The organism is Dyadobacter chenhuakuii, assembly GCF_023821985.2.
GTDB lineage: Bacteria > Bacteroidota > Bacteroidia > Cytophagales > Spirosomataceae > Dyadobacter > Dyadobacter chenhuakuii.
The window spans coordinates 4917106-4933027 of record NZ_CP098805.1; the positions used below are offsets into that span (position 1 = coordinate 4917106).

Below are 15922 nucleotides of genomic sequence, written 5' to 3' on the forward strand. Positions count from 1 at the left end.
CATTGACTGATGTTCCCCGCACACTAGTGAATTCATTTAAAGTTGGGGATAAAGTACGGGTCAAATATCTTGCTAAGAACCAAAAAGAAGTGGCTTTCGTGAAGTTGACCAATCTGAATTGAGACCACATATCACCGATAAATAATTCAACCATTGCCGTTAGTTCAATGGAGCGATAAGGAGTGAGGGAACATATGGTGCGCTGATATATCATTGCGGTTGAAACATGATTCAACATCAAAACATCAGTTTATGAAACGCATTTCTCTTCAACTCTCAACGCTGCTCGCAGCACTTTTTCTTTTCGCCTTTTCCTGTCAGGATCACTATGTGCCGGAGGAGCCGGAGACTTTAAAAATAAGGACGCTGCCGATCGAATCTCCAACAGATGGAGAATATAGTCGAACGAGGTTTGGAATGGCAATCGAGAAGCTTGGTAATCAGGCCATTAAGAAGTTTGGGATAATAATTTCCACGCATTCTATTGGAAGTAATAATTACACAACCAATCCTACGATTGCAAATCAAAAATTATCGATCAACGAAGCTGCAACCATCGGAGAGCACTCATTTGTAGAAGCTTCGTTTGATCGCGATGAATACGTTGAAGTATTTTACCGTGCCTATGCCGAACAGACAAATGGTGACGTGGTATATGGCGAAGTGTTTAAATACACACCTGCTGACATTGTGAGTATACGCGTAACAAACCTTTCAGGAAATAAGGCACCAATTGAAGTAGACCTAGATATAACTTATCTGGGAGCAATCGAGGTGGAGGAATATGGTGTGGTATACTCTTACAAAGTAAACGTAAACGATCCGGTAACCCCTAATCCAACATTAGCCGACCACAAGATTAAATCCGCGGTGGCTCTTAAACTAGGTAAGCAAACTATTGGTTTACCTATTCCTGGAAATTCGGTTATCCAAATCTACACCCGCCCTTATGTAAAATATAAAAATGGTAACGTCTTCTATGGTAACATATCTAGCTAACCCTCTAACATTTGTCAAATGCAACAACAAGAAGAAATTCAAATAGGAGATGTGGTCTGGTTGAAATCGGGGAGTCCGGCTATGGTGGTGGATGGGTTTCACCAGACTTCGAAAAATTTTTATCGATGCTTTTGGTTTAACGAGGAGGCTAATGCAGTTTCTGAATATTTTAATCAGTTGAGCTTAACCACGACAAAGACTGAGCTGCAATTAGTCATCAAGGATAAGCCCAAAGAGCAATAATAAGTAGCGTGATTCTGTGAGAAGAAGTCCCGGACTACCTGACTTTACAAAGAAAGTAAGTCGGAGAGAGTTCGGGGCTTTTTTGTGTTTGAATGTTTTGCAGGATATGCTCGTGTGTGCTGGCGTCGCAAGTAATCTGCGATGTGTCTGGTTTGATGAAATTTTGCATTGGCCGGGGCGTTTAGTTTCTTTGTGAGAATTGACTTTTTAACGCTTTATATGAATAAGAATTTGCTGGCAGGAATGCTCCTGTCCATATCAACCCTCACTTTTGCGCAGGATGATGCTGCAAAATATGCAGAGAGCATTACGCCCGATGACTTGAAAAAACATTTGGTAATCATTGCCTCGGACAGTCTTGAAGGACGGGATACGGGTTCGCCAGGCCAAAAAAAGGCCGCAGAATACGTTTCAAGCTACTACAAACAGTATGGTCTGACGCCGGCTGCCACAGCTGCGGACGGCTCGAAAAGTTATTTGCAAAAATATAATCTCCATAAAAGAAGCTGGGGTGAGGTTTACGTGAAAGCGGGCAGTAAAAAATATGAGTTTAATAAAGAATTCTATCTCAATGGAATTCTGAATGTTCCGCAGGAAACAAGCTCTGAGGTAATCTTAGTAGGCTATGGCATTGATGATCCGGCCTACACCGACTATAATAACCTGGATATCAAAGGTAAGGCTGTCGTTATGTTTGAAGGTGAGCCGAAAAGTGCAGATGGGAAATACCTTGTTAGCGGCACGGGTGAGAAAACGAAGTGGAGCGGACCTGTTTCCTGGCAGGCCAAAGCAAGGGTTGCATTGGACAGAGGGGCAACATATGTGTTCATCGTTAATGATAAAACGGGCGACGATCTGGACAAGGAAATCCGTCAGCGGGCGGTTATGGCGAGGCGTTTCAGCGCTCCTACATTAAAACCTGTGGTAGAAGCGCCAAACAGCCTGGCTGCCTTTGCGGTTCCGGCAAGCATTGCTGCGCAGATTCTGAACACGTCTACCAGCAAACTTCTGAAAGAAAAAGCTTCGATCGATAAATCGGGTAAGCCGCTTTCAAAACAAATGTCAGGCAATGTAGCAGTGAAAGCCGAGCGCGTGAGCGAGACGATTGAAACCGAGAATGTTGCTGCCTTTATGGAGGGATCTGACAAAAAAGACGAAGTCCTGGTCATTAGCGCACATTTGGATCATATCGGGATCTCTGATAATGGGGAGATTAACAACGGAGCAGATGATGACGGGTCGGGAACAGTTTCATTGCTCGAACTTGCGGAGGCATTCAGCAAAGCGAAAGCGGAAGGTAAGGGACCACGTAGAAGCATATTATTTCTGAATGTTACAGGTGAGGAAAAGGGGCTTTTCGGTTCGGAATATTATTCTGAAAACCCGCTATTCCCGCTTAAAAATACGATTGCTGATTTGAACATTGACATGATCGGTCGTGTGGATAAGGCGCATGAGAATGATCATAAATACGTTTACCTGATCGGTTCTGACAAGCTTTCTTCCAAGTTGCACGCGATCAGTGAAGAAGCGAATAAGAAGTACATCAATTACAATCTGGATTACACATTCAATGATCCGAAAGATCCGAACCGGTTCTATTACCGCTCAGATCATTATAACTTCGCTAAAATGGGCGTTCCGGTTATTTTTTATTTCACCGGGGTTCATGAAGATTATCACAAGCCAGGCGATGATGTCGAAAAAATCCTTTTCGACAAACAAGCACCCATCGTGAAACTGGTTTTTCATACGGCATGGGAGCTGGTTAACAGGGAAGAACGCATTGAGGTTGATAGCAATAAGGAATAATTAGCCAAGCCATGAAAAGATCGCTTTTGAGTATTTTTCTGTTCACTACCAGCTTGTTTGCCAGCGCACAGGCGCCGACAGAAAATTCCCTTCTTTGGGAAATCACATCGCCCGGACAGGCAAAGCCTTCCTATTTGTTTGGAACGATCCATTTGATCTGTCCGGCCGATTTCTCATTAAGTGACTCATTAAAAGCAACATTATCCAGAACACAACAGGTTGCCCTGGAAATTGACATGGACGATCCCGGCATGCTGGCAGGCATGATGAAATCGATGAACATGACCGATGGTAACGAGTTGAAAAAACTGGTTACCGAGCAGGAATATGCAAGACTGGCGAAGTTTTACAAAGATTCGGTTGGCGTGGGGATTGCAATGTTCGAGAAAGCTAAACCATTTATATTAATGGGGCCGCTTTTCAATGCAGTCCTCGCATGCCAGCCTCAGTCCTACGAAATGTCATTGGTGGAGTTGGCAGCCAAGCAGAAATCCGAGGTCATCGGGATTGAGACGCTGGATGAACAAATGGCAATTTTTGATACGATCCCTTACAAAGAACAGGTGAAGACGATCATCAGCATGATAGACAGTCTTCCGCAGGCGCGTAAAGAGTTCAGTAATTTGGTCGCATTATACAAGTCCCAGAAAATCAACGACCTGTATAATCTGATGATGGCCAGTAACTATGGTATGGATGGGAATGAAGAAGTAATGCTGTTTTCGAGAAACCTGAAATGGGTGCCTAGAATCCGTAAAATCGCAGCCGAAAAGCCAACTTTTTTTGCAGTAGGCGCCGGTCACCTGGGTGGTGATCGCGGCATAATTTCGTTATTACGGAAGGATGGTTTTAAAGTCCGGGCGATAAATTGACCCTAAAAAGCAGATATCCATCTGGTAAGCAGGCCGGGATTGAAAAATAGCAGGAGGATCGTAACGACAAGAAGTCCTGCAATGAATTTGCCGGTTATACTTTGGTTTGCAGGAGCTTTTTTCTGCGCCAATGCTTTAAAGAACAATAAATACGGGATTCGCAGGTAGTAAGCGAGGGATATCGCTGCATTAAGGATTCCTCCGATCAGCAGCCACAGCATCCAGGGGAAATGTTGCTGATGATAGCTTTCCCAAAGCGCGGAAAATACAAGCAACTTCGAAGTAAAGCCGGCAGTTGGCGGTAATCCCGCCAAGGCAATCATGGCGATCGTCAGAATGCTGGAAATCCACATATTTCTTCGTCCTAACCCTTCAAAGCAGGTAAGATTTGTGTTTGACACGGGTTGCAAAAGATCAATCAAAAAGAAAACAGCAAGATTGATAATCAGGTAAGCGGCCGTATAAAAAACGGCTGACTCAAACCCAAACCGGCTGTAAGCGGCTATTCCAACCAGTAAATAACCTGCCTGCGCAATAGAGGAATAGGCTAGTAATCGTCTTGCATTGGTTTGCAACAGCGCTGCTACATTGCCAATGGTCATGCTTATCAATGCGATCCCGCCCAAAACCGGGAAATATTGAGCCGGTAATATTCCGGCAAGACGCATAAGCACAAGCACCACGGCAGCCTTCGGTGCGACAGACAAAAATGAAACAAGCGGAGTAGGAGCAGCCTCGTAAACATCAGGTGTCCAGACATGAAACGGCACCAATGAAAGCTTAAAAAGGAGCCCGGCGAGGGTCAGTACAATGGTTACCGTTATCACCAGGGGAGAATTATTCATCAATCCCACGGTCATGGCTTCGCTGGTAATGTCCATGGTTCCGGTGATACCATAAATGAGCGATATTCCGTAAAGCATTACTGCTGAGCTTGCTGCGCCGAAAAGCAAGTATTTAATCCCTCCTTCCGCCGCTTTTTTGTACGGCGACATGGCAACCAGCAGATAGGAGCTAACGGAAATCAGTTCCAATGAAAGGTATATAGTCAGCAAATGTGTCGACATTGTCAGCAGATTCATGCCGGCAACGGCTGCAATGAGCAATGCATTAAACTCTGGCGGGAAGTCGTATTTTAATACACGGACGTGGATTAGGGTGAAAATCCAGGCAAGCGTAATCATGATTTTGAAAAAAACAGCCTGTCGGTCGAGGAACAAGAGGGGTTGAAAACGAAAGGAAGGTTCGGTATTCCACTGGCCCAAAATCAGTAAAAGTGTAATAATACTGCCTGCAAGGGCTATATTTTGCAGGTAAGAAGCAATTTTCTCTTTTTTAAGCCAACGCAAAAACACAAGTTCCGCAAACAGGAAAAAGCAAAAGAGCAGTGCCAGAAAAATCTCAGGAGTGATTCCTGCCAGGCTTCGGCGTATATGTATAAGCTGTTCGTTAATATCCAATTTGAGCGGGTACAATTTTTTTGGCAAAAGTACAGAAAGATGCCAGCAATCTAAATTCTGGCATGTTCAGACTTCGAACTTATCAAATTAACCAACTTTATCATGAAATATGTACTAAGATTTTTTTTGCTCTCCTCTTTTCTTTGGACGAATGCTGCCATAGCGCAGGATTCCACAGGATTATCGGGAACACCTTATCAGGAAACCGCTGCTGATGGAGAGAATTCACCATATCTGTTTAAAGAATGGTACTCCGGAACGGTCCGCACGAGCGACGACCGGGTGCACGATGGGGTAAAAGTCCGGTATGATCTCAAAAAAGATGAAGTAGAATATAAGGCTGATTCCGGGTTATTCCGGGTGTCGTCCGGCGTAAAGGAGTTCACAATCCCGACAGGCACTGATCTTTACATTTTCAAGAATGGCTATCCTGCCGTTGGAGAACAGACAGACAAAAGCTTTTACAGGGTTCTTTATGATGGCAATACGAAGCTGTTAAAAAAATATGTTAAGCCTATTAAAGTGGAGAAAGCGAGCGCTACGCGAACATTGGAACCGAATGCTAAGCTGTATATCCTGAAAAATGACAAGCTTAATCCTGTGCAGCTCAACAACAGAAACAGCTTTTTGAAACTGCTTAGCGAAGAAAAAAACAAAATGAACTACATCATCCGGGAGTCACAGCTGGACTTTGCAGCAGAGGATGATTTAATCACTTTACTTGAAGAGTTTGACTCTTACAAAGCAGGGCGTGGCGGAAACTAGTGCCGCATTAAGACGTTAAAAAAAGCCGGAATCGATATTTTTAAGTATCAGTTCCGGCTTTTTTATTAGTATACAAGTAATTTTTATGGCACTAACGGCGCTTCGGGAGCCACTTCTTCTTTTTTTCGTTTACCAAAAACATAAACCAGTCCAAAATGACTTTTCAAAACACCGCTGTCAAATTTATCTTTAACATAAGGATTTAACTCTAGTGCAACCTGGAACCGCCTGTTCTGCTTCAACGGCGAAATGCGGACACCTACATTTAAAGAGTAACCGTCAATTGTGATCAGATCTGCGTCGGCATCGGCAATGCGGTAAAGCGGGTTTAATCTTAATCCTCCACCCAGATACCATTGCACCACTTCGCCTCTTTTCAGATTGATCATTGGCAGCAAATCCACACTCAGACTGCTGAACAGCGAGTTGGTTTGAAACCTTGTATCCAGCCAGATTGCCTTTTTTGAATTGGTGCTGATGGTTAGCAAGCTGCTCCATGGATAATAACCCACCGAAGCCTGCGCCCGAAGTTTTTGCTGATTAAGAAATAAAATCAACGTGAGTACAAAAATAATGCGTTTCATGAACGAAGGATGAGTAAGTGGCACTTGCAATGTTGAGACTAGCGGCGCAGTGCCTTGCCCAGCTTGCCAGCCGCTTGCATGGTGTTCATTTTCTTCATCATCTTGCGCATTTCATCAAATTGCTTGATCAGGTTGTTAACCTGCAAAATGGATGTCCCGCTTCCGGCTGCAATGCGTTTTTTACGGCTTCCGTCGATCATATCAGGATTTTCACGCTCCTTTTTGGTCATCGACTGAATGATCGCTTCAATAGGCTTAAAAGACTCATTATCAATGTCCATGTCTTTCATTGCATTGCCCATCCCGGGAATCATGCCGATCAGATCTTTGACATTACCCATCTTTTTGATCTGCTGCAACTGACCCAAAAAGTCGTCAAAATCAAACTTGTTCTGACGCATTTTGGCATTAATGCGTTTGGCTTCATCTTCGTCAAAAGCCTGCTGCGCACGCTCTACAAGAGAAATAACGTCACCCATGCCCAGGATCCTGCTCGCCATACGATCGGGGTAGAAGGAGTCAAGTGCCTCCATTTTTTCGCCCGTACTGATATATTTGATAGGCTTGTCAACGATCTGACGAATCGAAAGGGCCGCTCCACCACGCGCGTCACCGTCTAATTTGGTCAGCACGACACCGTCAAAATTCAGGCGTTCGTTAAAGGTTTTGGCCGTATTTACCGCATCCTGACCCGTCATAGAATCCACGACGAACAGGATTTCAGATGGCTTAACGGCAGATTTAATGTCCTCAACCTCCTGCATCATGACCTCATCCACAGCCAGACGCCCGGCTGTATCGACAATCACAATTTTCTTTCCTATTTTTCTTGCATGCGCCACTGCATTACGCGCAATGTCAACTGCATTTTTATTGTCAGGCTCTGAATAAACTTCCACACCAACCTGCTCTCCAAGCACTTTCAACTGCTCAATCGCAGCCGGACGATACACGTCGCAGGCTGTAAGCAGAACCTGACGACCTTGCTTTTTGAGCAATGTGGCCAGTTTTCCGGAGAAAGTCGTCTTACCCGAACCTTGCAAACCGGCAATCAGGATAACCGCGGGATCGCCCTTGATATTGATTCCTTCTGCCTGGCCGCCCATGAGCTCGGTAAGCTCTTCCTGGACGATTTTGACAAACATCTGGCCCGGTTCAACAGAGATTAATATCTTTCTGTCGAGTGCTTTTTCACGGATCCGGTCTGTAATTTCCTTGGCAACTTTAAAGTTAACGTCGGCATCGACCAATGCTTTGCGGACTTCCTTTGTGGTTGCGGCAACATTTATATCTGATATCCTATCCTTTCCTTTTAGTGTGCGAAAGGCGTTATTTAGCTTGTCCTGTAAGTTTTCAAACATGGAATGATATGTATGATTCTAAACCTTAATTGAAATAAAACACAAAGGTATAAATAAAATAAGGAGTACAGGAAGGTTAATTCCGGCACTCCTCGAATATTTGGTGCGAAGCCTAAGCTGCTGAAATGACTGTTATTTGCTGAATTTTGCTTTGATCCAACGGAACATTTTCTTTTCTTTTTCCCAAAAAAACGAAAACTGGCCCAACAGAAAGCCGTACATCAGTAAAAGCGTCTGGTAAGTTGGAAAAATAAAGAGAATGTAAGTAATCGTTTTAAGCCACATCGGGGTCAGCTCGTCGTAACCCAGCAGGAAGAAAAGCCCTTTTCTAAGCCAAACTACGGAAGAGCCTGCTAAGCTAAAAACTGCTAAAACCAAAAGAACTTGTCTGGTTGTCTCCAATCCCCACTTTTCCTGCATTTTTCCCAACCAGGGTTGTGCGCTTTTTTCTCCGCCTTGCATATTTATTGAATTAAATTTTTACAAAGTAACAACCCATCGGGCAATTTTCCTCTATTTTAATGGATGTTTAATGCTGGTTAAAGACATGATCAGGATCATTTTTACTGTTGAAAAAAATCGCAATCATGATCACAGAGACGTTCCTATGCCCGGGTCTGAAAAGCGCTTGTCGTTGATAAATTGCTCATCATTTAATGTCTTCAAAAAAGCAATGATTGCTTGCTTATCCATTTCAGAAAGCTTAATTCCCCGTTTTTGTCCCGCAACCTGCAACAACGGATCGAGCGACGGCGAGACGAAAATGCTGTCCTTACTGCCGCTCTGATCATTGGCATAATGATCCAGAACTGCTTCCAGAGTCGTGAAACGCCCGTCATGCATGTAAGGCGCAGTCAGGCCCACATTGCGCAGGCTCGGAACCTTGAATTTTAACCTGTCGGCTTCGTTTAATGTGATCGCGTATCTTCCCTGATCATTGATTTTGGCAGGAATTAATCCATTATTTCTGAAACTATGATCTGTAAAAAGCTCACTGCTGTGGCAGGAAGCGCAATTTTGTTTGAAAAGGGTCATTCCCTGCTTTTCCAATGGCGTTAAAGCGGACGCATCACCTTGTAAAAAATAATCGTAACGGGAAGTGGAAGAAACGAGGGTCATCATAAACTGCGATAATGCCTTCATCATCCGGTCCGCATTGATTTCATTGGTTCCAAATGCTGCTTCAAACATTTTGGGATAATTAACCTGCTTCGTAGCTCCTGCCACCGGCGTTTTGCGGAGCTTTTCAATGACATTTCCCACGCGCTCACCCATTTCTACTTTATTCTGGATCGGAACGGGCGGAACCAGATCCATATCATGCACGCCTCCATCCCAGAAAAATGTCGGGCTAAAAGCCATATTCTGAATGGAGGGCGAATTGCGGGTGCCCAATAAATCATCGACGCCGTGGCTCAGATCGTGTCCGTGATGGGTGAATGCGGCTTGCTGCTGATGACAGGTTCCGCAGCCAATGTTATCTGTCCGGGACAGAATGCCGTCATAAAAAAGGAAGCGTCCCAGTTCAACACCTTCGGGGGTTAATGGGTTTTTGGACAGATCGTAAACGGGATCAGGGAAATAAGCAGGTTTTTTCCATTCCAAAGGCAGCGGATCAGTGGGTGGCGGATCAGTAATGACAGGAGGCTTTGGATCAGGCGTTTCTGACGCTTTATCACAGGAAATCATTCCCTGAAATAAGAGTAAAAGCACACCAAAAAGCAAAACCGCTTTTTTCATATTAACCCAACTTCCTTATTTGTTAATGATCTGGCCGAGACTAAACATAGTCGCGTAATTATCTGCAATATTTTTTGAAAAAGGAATAAACATTACGCTGCCGTTTTCCTTAATGCTCACTTTGGTGGGGCCGTTGAAGACTTTAAGTATATCTGCTTTCAGGTTAATCTGCGCTGCTGCATTTTCCGAAACAGCCGCCCGCTGATCGCCAAAATCTATTTTCGCCACCCGAATGTTGTTCAATGTCTTGGTAGTAAGCCCGCCGAACCCGCCGATATGATAGTAAAATTTGCTGTTCGACGATGTTGCAGAGTCCGAACTGCCTTCCAGTTTCAGAAATATATAACCCGGATTCCAATCCCAATACATTGCTTCCTGGTTGGTGGGACCCGAATCTTTGTCCAGAATCCCTTTGCGTTTTGAAATATCGGACACACTTCTCAGGCTGTCAATCCCTATGACGAATTCGATGCCCGTATAGTTGCGTGCCGGGACATTATTAATAGTAATTTCCTGAGAATCAACATTGCCTTCGCGAATCAGGAAGTAACTGGAATCCTGAGGAACGGTGTAATTGTTGCCTCCCGCGGCGATAAACTTAATGTTGGATATGTAATAATTGAGCGCGCTAACCGTAAATTCCTCCCCGGCAGCATTAACATAAGTCTCTGAATTGAATTTCAAATCTTTGGAGCCAACCACATTATCGAATTTCACGCTGATAATGCCCTTCGGAAGCGGAACGGGGTCGTCGGTACAGGAAGAAATAAGGGAAGCACTGAAAATAAGTGCCGTAAAAGACAGCAACAGATATGAAAATGTCCTTTTCATGCCGTTCAGGTTAGAGAGAATGAGAGTCTATATCATTTACTAAACAGAAAAACGGTCGGATTTATGCGAAATCAGCTCATCGGACGGTGAAAAATATTCTTTATTGACAGAATCCTGCCGGGATTGGTTTTCCGTGGAATCGCGAAGAGTAATTTTCCTATATTTGCCCTTTAAACAATAAGGGGGCACTAAGGCCGTTTATGTTCAAAGCTGTTTTTTGACCGGATTGACCTCTTTTTCATTAGCTTAACATTCACTTTTATAACCAATATGATGCTTCTACAAGCACTTGCTGATTCTACTTTGGCCGCACCCGTTGCCACAGAGGGGCTTTCTATTATTGATCTTCTTGCAAAAGGAGGCTGGGTCATGTTACCACTCGGACTACTTTTCCTGGCGACGCTTTTTCTTATTATAGAGCGTTTTCTTGGCATTGGAGCCAATGGAAAGATTGATCCGGGCGTGATTGACAACGTAAAAGACTTTATTCAGCAAGGAAACCTGAAATCAGCCGAATCGCTTTGCCGCAACCAGCGCAATGCTTCCGGACGTATTCTGGAAAGAGCCATCGGCCGCATTGGTTACCCTATTAAGGACATTGAAACGACGATTGAAAATGCAAGCCAGATCGAGATCCAGAGAATGGAGGGAAATCTTCCTTATCTGGGGGTTATCGCGGGTATCGCACCTATGCTTGGTTTCGTCGGAACGATTTCAGGGATTATCCGGATTTTCTACGATATTTCTATTTCTAACGACTTCAATATCAGCACCATTGCCGGTGGTATGTATGAAAAAATGATCACTTCCGGTTCCGGTCTGATCATTGGTTTGATCGCCTATGCAGGTTATCACTTGCTGAATATGAAAATTGACCGTTTTGCTTTGCGTTTGCAAATGGCCGCTTCCGATTTCCTTGACGTTTTGCAGAAGCCTGTTGCTGCAAAGAACTAATATCATTTCCAAAATATGAAAATACGTCGTAAGAGTCGTTTTGCGCCAGAAGTGTTCACGCACTCCCTGAACGATATTATGTTTTTCCTTTTGCTGTTCTTTTTGATCATCTCCACGATGTCTAATCCGAACGTGATCAAGCTTATGCTGCCCAAAGCATCTGCTACGCAGCAAATGTATAAGAAGCAGATTACGCTTTCTATTGATGAAAATAAAGGTTATTTTATTGATAAAGAGCCTATTCCGTTCGATCGCTTAGAGACCGAACTGCAAAATATTTTCGCTAATGTGGAAGACAAGACCATTGTTTTGAGAGTTGATAAAAATCTTGCTGTTCAGGACTTGGTGGATGTGCTGGAACTTGGCGCGAAAAATGAGATTAAAATGGTGATGGCTACTGCAAAGTAAGCCGTCACTTTTCTGCACTTTTATAAATTGCTTCCACTATTCTTTGTAAAACAGCACCCTGTGCCGCATTACAAATGTTGCTAGGCTTTCCATCACAAGCATCCAGGAAAGCAATCGTATTTTTAAGCTGAATGTCGGTTTCTTCCAAATGCGGAAATTCCATATCAACCAGCTCTCCTTCCACTTCGCTGTATAAAGAAAACGGGTTCAGCATTGCGCCGGCCTTTGTTCCAAAAACTTCCAGATTTACGTTTTTCGGTATTTTTGTATTTAATGCAAATGATGTGGATAACGTGATGCTTGCATTATCAGGAAAAGATAAATGAGCAAAACAAGCGTCCTCAACCTCAAACTTTTCTGCGTCCCAACCTCCCATGAGGCCTTTTCCACCTGCTTTTCCAATGTAATCATACGTGTTTGCAATGATGCGGTCGGGCTCGCTGTAACCGAGCAGTCCTAACGCAAGATCCAGCACATGAACGCCCAGGTCCATCAACGCACCGCCACCCTGAATGGATTTATTTGTAAAATTTCCCCAACCCGGAATGCCGCGCCGACGCAGAAAATTAGCCTTAATGTGGTAAACTTCACCCAGACGCCCATTGTCTAAAGCGCGTTTCAGTAAACTGTATTCCGGCGTTTGCCTGAGTTGAAAATTATAGGCAAGCACTTTTCCATTCTTCTGCGCCAAATCCGCCATCTCACCAGCCTGAGCCGCAAGGATCGCCGGTGGCTTTTCACAAAGCACGTGGCAATTGTTTTCCAGAGCCTGCATGGTAAATGGATGATGCAGATGATTGGCCGTGCAGTTAATGATCAGATCGGGTCTGTTGTCGCTTTCAAACATTTCAGCTGCATTGTCAAAAGCCAGTGGAATGTCATGCTTATCTGCCAATGCGCGTGCCTTGTGAATGTCACGACTGCAAATGGCAACAAGCTCGACACGCTCAGGAAGTGCCTTTAGTGCTGGAATGTGGTTCTGATCGGCAATATGGCCGCCGCCAATGATGGCTGCTTTAAGGATTGGCATAAATAACGGTTCGGAATGAATGCTAGGAGGGCAAAAGTATCAAATCGTTCCGAATTGTCTAACAAAATGCCCGGAACGGGCCGGGCGTTGGTATTACATATAAGCTAAATGTCAGCCTTGCTTACTTTTTTGTATTGATAATGATAACGCCATCTTTTCCTTCGTTTCCATAAATATCAATCGCACTTTGATTTTTAAGCACATTGATAGACTCGATCTGTTCGGGCTTAATGTGGTGATGCCCCATCGACCCACGCTGCTCCTGCTTAACACCGTCAACAATGATCAATGCATTACTTCCCGGACCATTGTAACCTCTGATGCTTATCGTCCCACCGACTTTTGTAAACGAGTCCATTTTTGCGATCGGCCCAATGTTGGCTGCGTAACGATAATTCGAGAATGTTGCTGCTTTTGCAGGTGTTTGCGGAAGCGTATCTGGGATTTGAGATGTATAAGAAGTCGTGGGGAAATTTACCTTGGCCTTTTTCGAAACCTTACTTTTCTTCGATTTTGGCGCTGCTATTTCAGCTACGGGCTGTTCCATTGGCGTGTCAAATGCTTTGAGGTCATCCAGTTTAGCATGCTCAACAATCATCTGACCAATTACAGCTGGCGTCAGTTTTTCAATGGACTCTACAACTCTTTCCCGTGCTGCCGTTGTTACGAGCACGATGCAGATCAGCGGCAGCACGATGAGATATTTACTTCGCAGCCATTCTCCATTCCGATTTTTATAGATCATCTTAATCCGGCTTTTTAATAACGGACCATTGAAAAAATGATTAGTTAAAGCCGCAGCAGGTGCATTGAAAGCGTAAGCAACCAGAAACCGCGCATATCCATCCCGGTCCGGGGCATGCTCATCGGCCAGATATTCGTGAACTTCCTGCAAAGAGCGCTTGTAAAACCAAAGCACGGGATTGAACCAAAATACAATTTTCAAAAGCTCAATGAAAACAATGTCCAAACTATGCATCTGATGAATGTGGACAGATTCGTGTCTCAGGATCGGTTCAAAGTTCTCTTCATAATCTCTCCGGTTCATAACCAGCCATTTGAAAAATGAAAATGAACCAACCTCATTATGCGGAAGCAGCACCAGTTTCACACCATTTAAATCCATTACATCATCCTTTCTGATCATCACAAAAACATCCCGGATTGACCTGAAAAAGGCGGAAAGCAGATACAATGAACCCGCCGCACACAAAGCGAACAAGATAGGGCTCCATGTAGTAAGCCAGGAAACCGGCTCGGGCGACTCTATGTAAGGAAGGCTTGCAGCCGCATATATCGCAGGTTTTGAAGTAACAACTGCCTCAGGAAAGCTTACCAGCGGCAACAGAAATGCGATGAGCAGCGAGCCAACCAGGTAAATCCGGTTCCAGATGAAGAAGGTATGGTTGCGCAATAACAGTCTGTAAGTGAGGTAAAAAAGCACCCAAAACAAATTGACCTTTGCGAGGTACAGCAGTGTTTCCATTTTTGTACTTGAATGTTAATGTGAACTCAGCGTTGGTTTTTTTATCTGAGAACTAACGCGATAAAGGGCCATAATGCACAACCGTCGCCGCGGATTTCGCCGCTTCTTTGTGACTGCTTGACGTTTTCTCGTCGCTTTCTTCCAGTTGGAAGTTTACCGGCAAATGGTATTTTACATTAACCGGTTCCCCGTTTTGTCGGCCTGGCTTCCATTTCGGAAATAGTGCAAGCACTCTTGCAGCTTCCTCGTCACAGCCTGACCCAATGCCTTTTAAGACCTTAATGTCTCGAACATCGCCGCTGGTAGTAACGATAAATTGTAAAAAGACCCGTCCCTGAACATTGTTCTTTGCAGCAGCAGTCGGGTATTTTATTTTTCTTCCAAGGAACTGAAACATTGCCTGTTGCCCACCTGGGAATTCGGGCTGTTCTTCAACGACTGTGAAGACTTTTTCATTTGCAAGTGCATCGTTAGCTGCCTTTTCTGAATTTATAAAGGCCAATTCTGCTTCATTCTGCTCGGTTTGTTCACAACCTGCAACAAATAACGCCGTGCTTCCTATAACCGTCAGGGCCAGCATATAGGTGCTGAGCATCCATTTCGAAGTTCTGTTTTTGTAAATCATACGAATGCGATTTTTGATTTGCGATGGTTTAAAAAAATGATTCGTTAAAGAAGTGATAGGCGCTTTTAATGCGTATGCGACCAGGAAACGGGCATAATGATCGCGGTTAGGCGCCTGGGCGTCTGCAAGAAATTCGTGGATCTCCTGCATGGAGCGCTTGTAAAGCAAAAGGAATGGGTTGAACCAGAACAGGACTTTCAAAATCTCGATAAACAGAATGTCCAAACTGTGCATTTGCTGTGTATGGACCATTTCATGTCTCAAAATGGCATCGAAATGATGCTCGTAATCATTGCGATTAATCACAATCCATTTCAAAAACGAGAATGAGCCAGTGTTATTAGAATCGATTAAAACCACGGTGCAGTCATCGAGCTTGATGATTTCACCGGCTTTTAAAAACTTCCTTAACTGAATGATATGCTTTAAAAACTGGAATGCGGCAATGATCAATCCAATGGCATAAACAGCCCAGATTACCTCCGTTTTGCTCAATACTGGCGCCTCTTCATAGTTTGCTGAAATGGTAAAAGCGGCGGTATTAATCTGATATACAACCGGAATTACGGGCGCATTTTCAGGGTAGATCAGCAATGGAAGGAGAAACGCCAGGCACAATGATCCGAGCAGATAATAGCGGTTCCACTTAAAGAATGTATGGTTCCGCAGCATGAGCAGATAACACGCAATAAGCAAGATCCAATACAGGTTAACCTTTCCAATGTACAATAGCGTTTCCATGGCTAACGGAT

Annotated in this window: 17 protein-coding genes; 7 read left to right on the plus strand and 10 right to left on the minus strand. The window is 44.1% G+C overall.

The window, feature by feature from the left end; translation table 11 throughout:
* Nucleotides 1-252: 252 nt before the first annotated feature.
* Both NFI80_RS20535 and NFI80_RS20540 read left to right on the plus strand, forming a co-directional pair.
* Nucleotides 253-999 (plus strand): hypothetical protein, encoded by a 747-nt coding sequence (locus NFI80_RS20535; protein ID WP_235166078.1) that lies wholly within the window; start codon nt 253-255, stop codon nt 997-999.
* 18 nt (nt 1000-1017) lie between these two features.
* Nucleotides 1018-1242 carry a DUF2158 domain-containing protein gene (locus tag NFI80_RS20540; RefSeq protein WP_235161584.1) on the plus strand — a complete coding sequence of 75 codons (225 nt, stop codon included), beginning with the start codon at nt 1018-1020 and terminating at the stop codon, nt 1240-1242.
* A gap of 34 nt (nt 1243-1276) precedes the next feature.
* On the opposite strand, the gene NFI80_RS25605 is transcribed toward NFI80_RS20540, so the two are convergent.
* Nucleotides 1277-1411: a hypothetical protein gene (locus NFI80_RS25605; RefSeq protein ID WP_255703606.1), complete on the minus strand. Its 135-nt coding sequence runs from the start codon at nt 1409-1411 to the stop codon at nt 1277-1279.
* 50 nt (nt 1412-1461) lie between these two features.
* Between NFI80_RS25605 and NFI80_RS20545 the strand changes: the two genes are divergently transcribed.
* On the plus strand, nt 1462-3054 hold the full coding sequence (locus tag NFI80_RS20545) for a M28 family peptidase (RefSeq protein WP_235166081.1): 1593 nt from the start codon (nt 1462-1464) through the stop codon (nt 3052-3054).
* An 11-nt stretch (nt 3055-3065) separates the two neighbouring features.
* Complete coding sequence (locus tag NFI80_RS20550) at nt 3066-3926, plus strand: TraB/GumN family protein (protein ID WP_235166082.1); 861 nt, start codon at nt 3066-3068, stop codon at nt 3924-3926.
* A gap of 2 nt (nt 3927-3928) precedes the next feature.
* On the opposite strand, the gene NFI80_RS20555 is transcribed toward NFI80_RS20550, so the two are convergent.
* A complete protein-coding gene (locus NFI80_RS20555; protein WP_235166084.1) occupies nt 3929-5386 on the minus strand; it encodes an NADH-quinone oxidoreductase subunit N in 1458 nt (485 codons plus the stop codon).
* Between the two features lie 102 nt (nt 5387-5488).
* Between NFI80_RS20555 and NFI80_RS20560 the strand changes: the two genes are divergently transcribed.
* Complete coding sequence (locus tag NFI80_RS20560; protein WP_235166086.1) at nt 5489-6151, plus strand: hypothetical protein; 663 nt, start codon at nt 5489-5491, stop codon at nt 6149-6151.
* Nucleotides 6152-6234: 83 nt separating this feature from the next.
* On the opposite strand, the gene NFI80_RS20565 is transcribed toward NFI80_RS20560, so the two are convergent.
* The 5 genes from NFI80_RS20565 to NFI80_RS20585 all read right to left on the minus strand — a co-directional run bounded on the left by NFI80_RS20565 (nt 6235) and on the right by NFI80_RS20585 (nt 10667).
* Nucleotides 6235-6735, minus strand: coding sequence for a hypothetical protein (locus tag NFI80_RS20565; RefSeq protein ID WP_233798931.1), 501 nt, complete (start codon nt 6733-6735; stop codon nt 6235-6237).
* Between the two features lie 38 nt (nt 6736-6773).
* Nucleotides 6774-8096 carry a signal recognition particle protein gene (gene ffh / locus NFI80_RS20570; RefSeq protein ID WP_026631861.1) on the minus strand — a complete coding sequence of 441 codons (1323 nt, stop codon included), beginning with the start codon at nt 8094-8096 and terminating at the stop codon, nt 6774-6776.
* Nucleotides 8097-8228: 132 nt separating this feature from the next.
* Nucleotides 8229-8558, minus strand: coding sequence for a DUF6787 family protein (locus NFI80_RS20575; protein WP_026631862.1), 330 nt, complete (start codon nt 8556-8558; stop codon nt 8229-8231).
* Between the two features lie 129 nt (nt 8559-8687).
* The gene (locus NFI80_RS20580; protein WP_235166088.1) at nt 8688-9836 is read right to left on the minus strand and encodes a cytochrome-c peroxidase; all 1149 of its coding nucleotides are present in this window, start codon (nt 9834-9836) and stop codon (nt 8688-8690) included.
* Between the two features lie 15 nt (nt 9837-9851).
* Complete coding sequence (locus NFI80_RS20585; protein WP_235166090.1) at nt 9852-10667, minus strand: MbnP family protein; 816 nt, start codon at nt 10665-10667, stop codon at nt 9852-9854.
* Between the two features lie 270 nt (nt 10668-10937).
* Here NFI80_RS20585 and NFI80_RS20590 point away from each other — a divergent pair, with 270 nt between their 5' ends.
* Both NFI80_RS20590 and NFI80_RS20595 read left to right on the plus strand, forming a co-directional pair.
* A complete protein-coding gene (locus tag NFI80_RS20590; protein WP_026631865.1) occupies nt 10938-11621 on the plus strand; it encodes a MotA/TolQ/ExbB proton channel family protein in 684 nt (227 codons plus the stop codon).
* A 15-nt stretch (nt 11622-11636) separates the two neighbouring features.
* Nucleotides 11637-12029, plus strand: coding sequence for an ExbD/TolR family protein (locus tag NFI80_RS20595; protein ID WP_233798928.1), 393 nt, complete (start codon nt 11637-11639; stop codon nt 12027-12029).
* A gap of 4 nt (nt 12030-12033) precedes the next feature.
* On the opposite strand, the gene NFI80_RS20600 is transcribed toward NFI80_RS20595, so the two are convergent.
* From NFI80_RS20600 to NFI80_RS20610, 3 genes are all read right to left on the minus strand, one after another.
* Nucleotides 12034-13059, minus strand: coding sequence for a Gfo/Idh/MocA family protein (locus tag NFI80_RS20600; RefSeq protein ID WP_235166092.1), 1026 nt, complete (start codon nt 13057-13059; stop codon nt 12034-12036).
* 121 nt (nt 13060-13180) lie between these two features.
* Nucleotides 13181-14545, minus strand: a complete 1365-nt coding sequence (locus tag NFI80_RS20605) for a M56 family metallopeptidase (protein ID WP_235166094.1) — start codon at nt 14543-14545, stop codon at nt 13181-13183.
* A gap of 52 nt (nt 14546-14597) precedes the next feature.
* The gene (locus tag NFI80_RS20610) at nt 14598-15911 is read right to left on the minus strand and encodes a M56 family metallopeptidase (RefSeq protein WP_235166096.1); all 1314 of its coding nucleotides are present in this window, start codon (nt 15909-15911) and stop codon (nt 14598-14600) included.
* Nucleotides 15912-15922 lie beyond the last annotated feature (11 nt).

Bases quoted from the DNA above. Each gene is read 5' to 3' on its own strand.
- NFI80_RS20535 (WP_235166078.1), top strand. From the start codon at position 253: ATGAAACGCATTTCTCTTCAACTCTCAACGCTGCTCGCAGCACTTTTT.
- NFI80_RS20540 (WP_235161584.1), top strand. From the start codon at position 1,018: ATGCAACAACAAGAAGAAATTCAAATAGGAGATGTGGTCTGGTTGAAA.
- NFI80_RS25605 (WP_255703606.1), bottom strand. From the start codon at position 1,411: ATGCAAAATTTCATCAAACCAGACACATCGCAGATTACTTGCGACGCC.
- NFI80_RS20545 (WP_235166081.1), top strand. From the start codon at position 1,462: ATGAATAAGAATTTGCTGGCAGGAATGCTCCTGTCCATATCAACCCTC.
- NFI80_RS20550 (WP_235166082.1), top strand. From the start codon at position 3,066: ATGAAAAGATCGCTTTTGAGTATTTTTCTGTTCACTACCAGCTTGTTT.
- NFI80_RS20560 (WP_235166086.1), top strand. From the start codon at position 5,489: ATGAAATATGTACTAAGATTTTTTTTGCTCTCCTCTTTTCTTTGGACG.
- NFI80_RS20565 (WP_233798931.1), bottom strand. From the start codon at position 6,735: ATGAAACGCATTATTTTTGTACTCACGTTGATTTTATTTCTTAATCAG.
- ffh (WP_026631861.1), bottom strand. From the start codon at position 8,096: ATGTTTGAAAACTTACAGGACAAGCTAAATAACGCCTTTCGCACACTA.
- NFI80_RS20575 (WP_026631862.1), bottom strand. From the start codon at position 8,558: ATGCAAGGCGGAGAAAAAAGCGCACAACCCTGGTTGGGAAAAATGCAG.
- NFI80_RS20580 (WP_235166088.1), bottom strand. From the start codon at position 9,836: ATGAAAAAAGCGGTTTTGCTTTTTGGTGTGCTTTTACTCTTATTTCAG.
- NFI80_RS20585 (WP_235166090.1), bottom strand. From the start codon at position 10,667: ATGAAAAGGACATTTTCATATCTGTTGCTGTCTTTTACGGCACTTATT.
- NFI80_RS20590 (WP_026631865.1), top strand. From the start codon at position 10,938: ATGATGCTTCTACAAGCACTTGCTGATTCTACTTTGGCCGCACCCGTT.
- NFI80_RS20595 (WP_233798928.1), top strand. From the start codon at position 11,637: ATGAAAATACGTCGTAAGAGTCGTTTTGCGCCAGAAGTGTTCACGCAC.
- NFI80_RS20600 (WP_235166092.1), bottom strand. From the start codon at position 13,059: ATGCCAATCCTTAAAGCAGCCATCATTGGCGGCGGCCATATTGCCGAT.
- NFI80_RS20605 (WP_235166094.1), bottom strand. From the start codon at position 14,545: ATGGAAACACTGCTGTACCTCGCAAAGGTCAATTTGTTTTGGGTGCTT.
- NFI80_RS20610 (WP_235166096.1), bottom strand. From the start codon at position 15,911: ATGGAAACGCTATTGTACATTGGAAAGGTTAACCTGTATTGGATCTTG.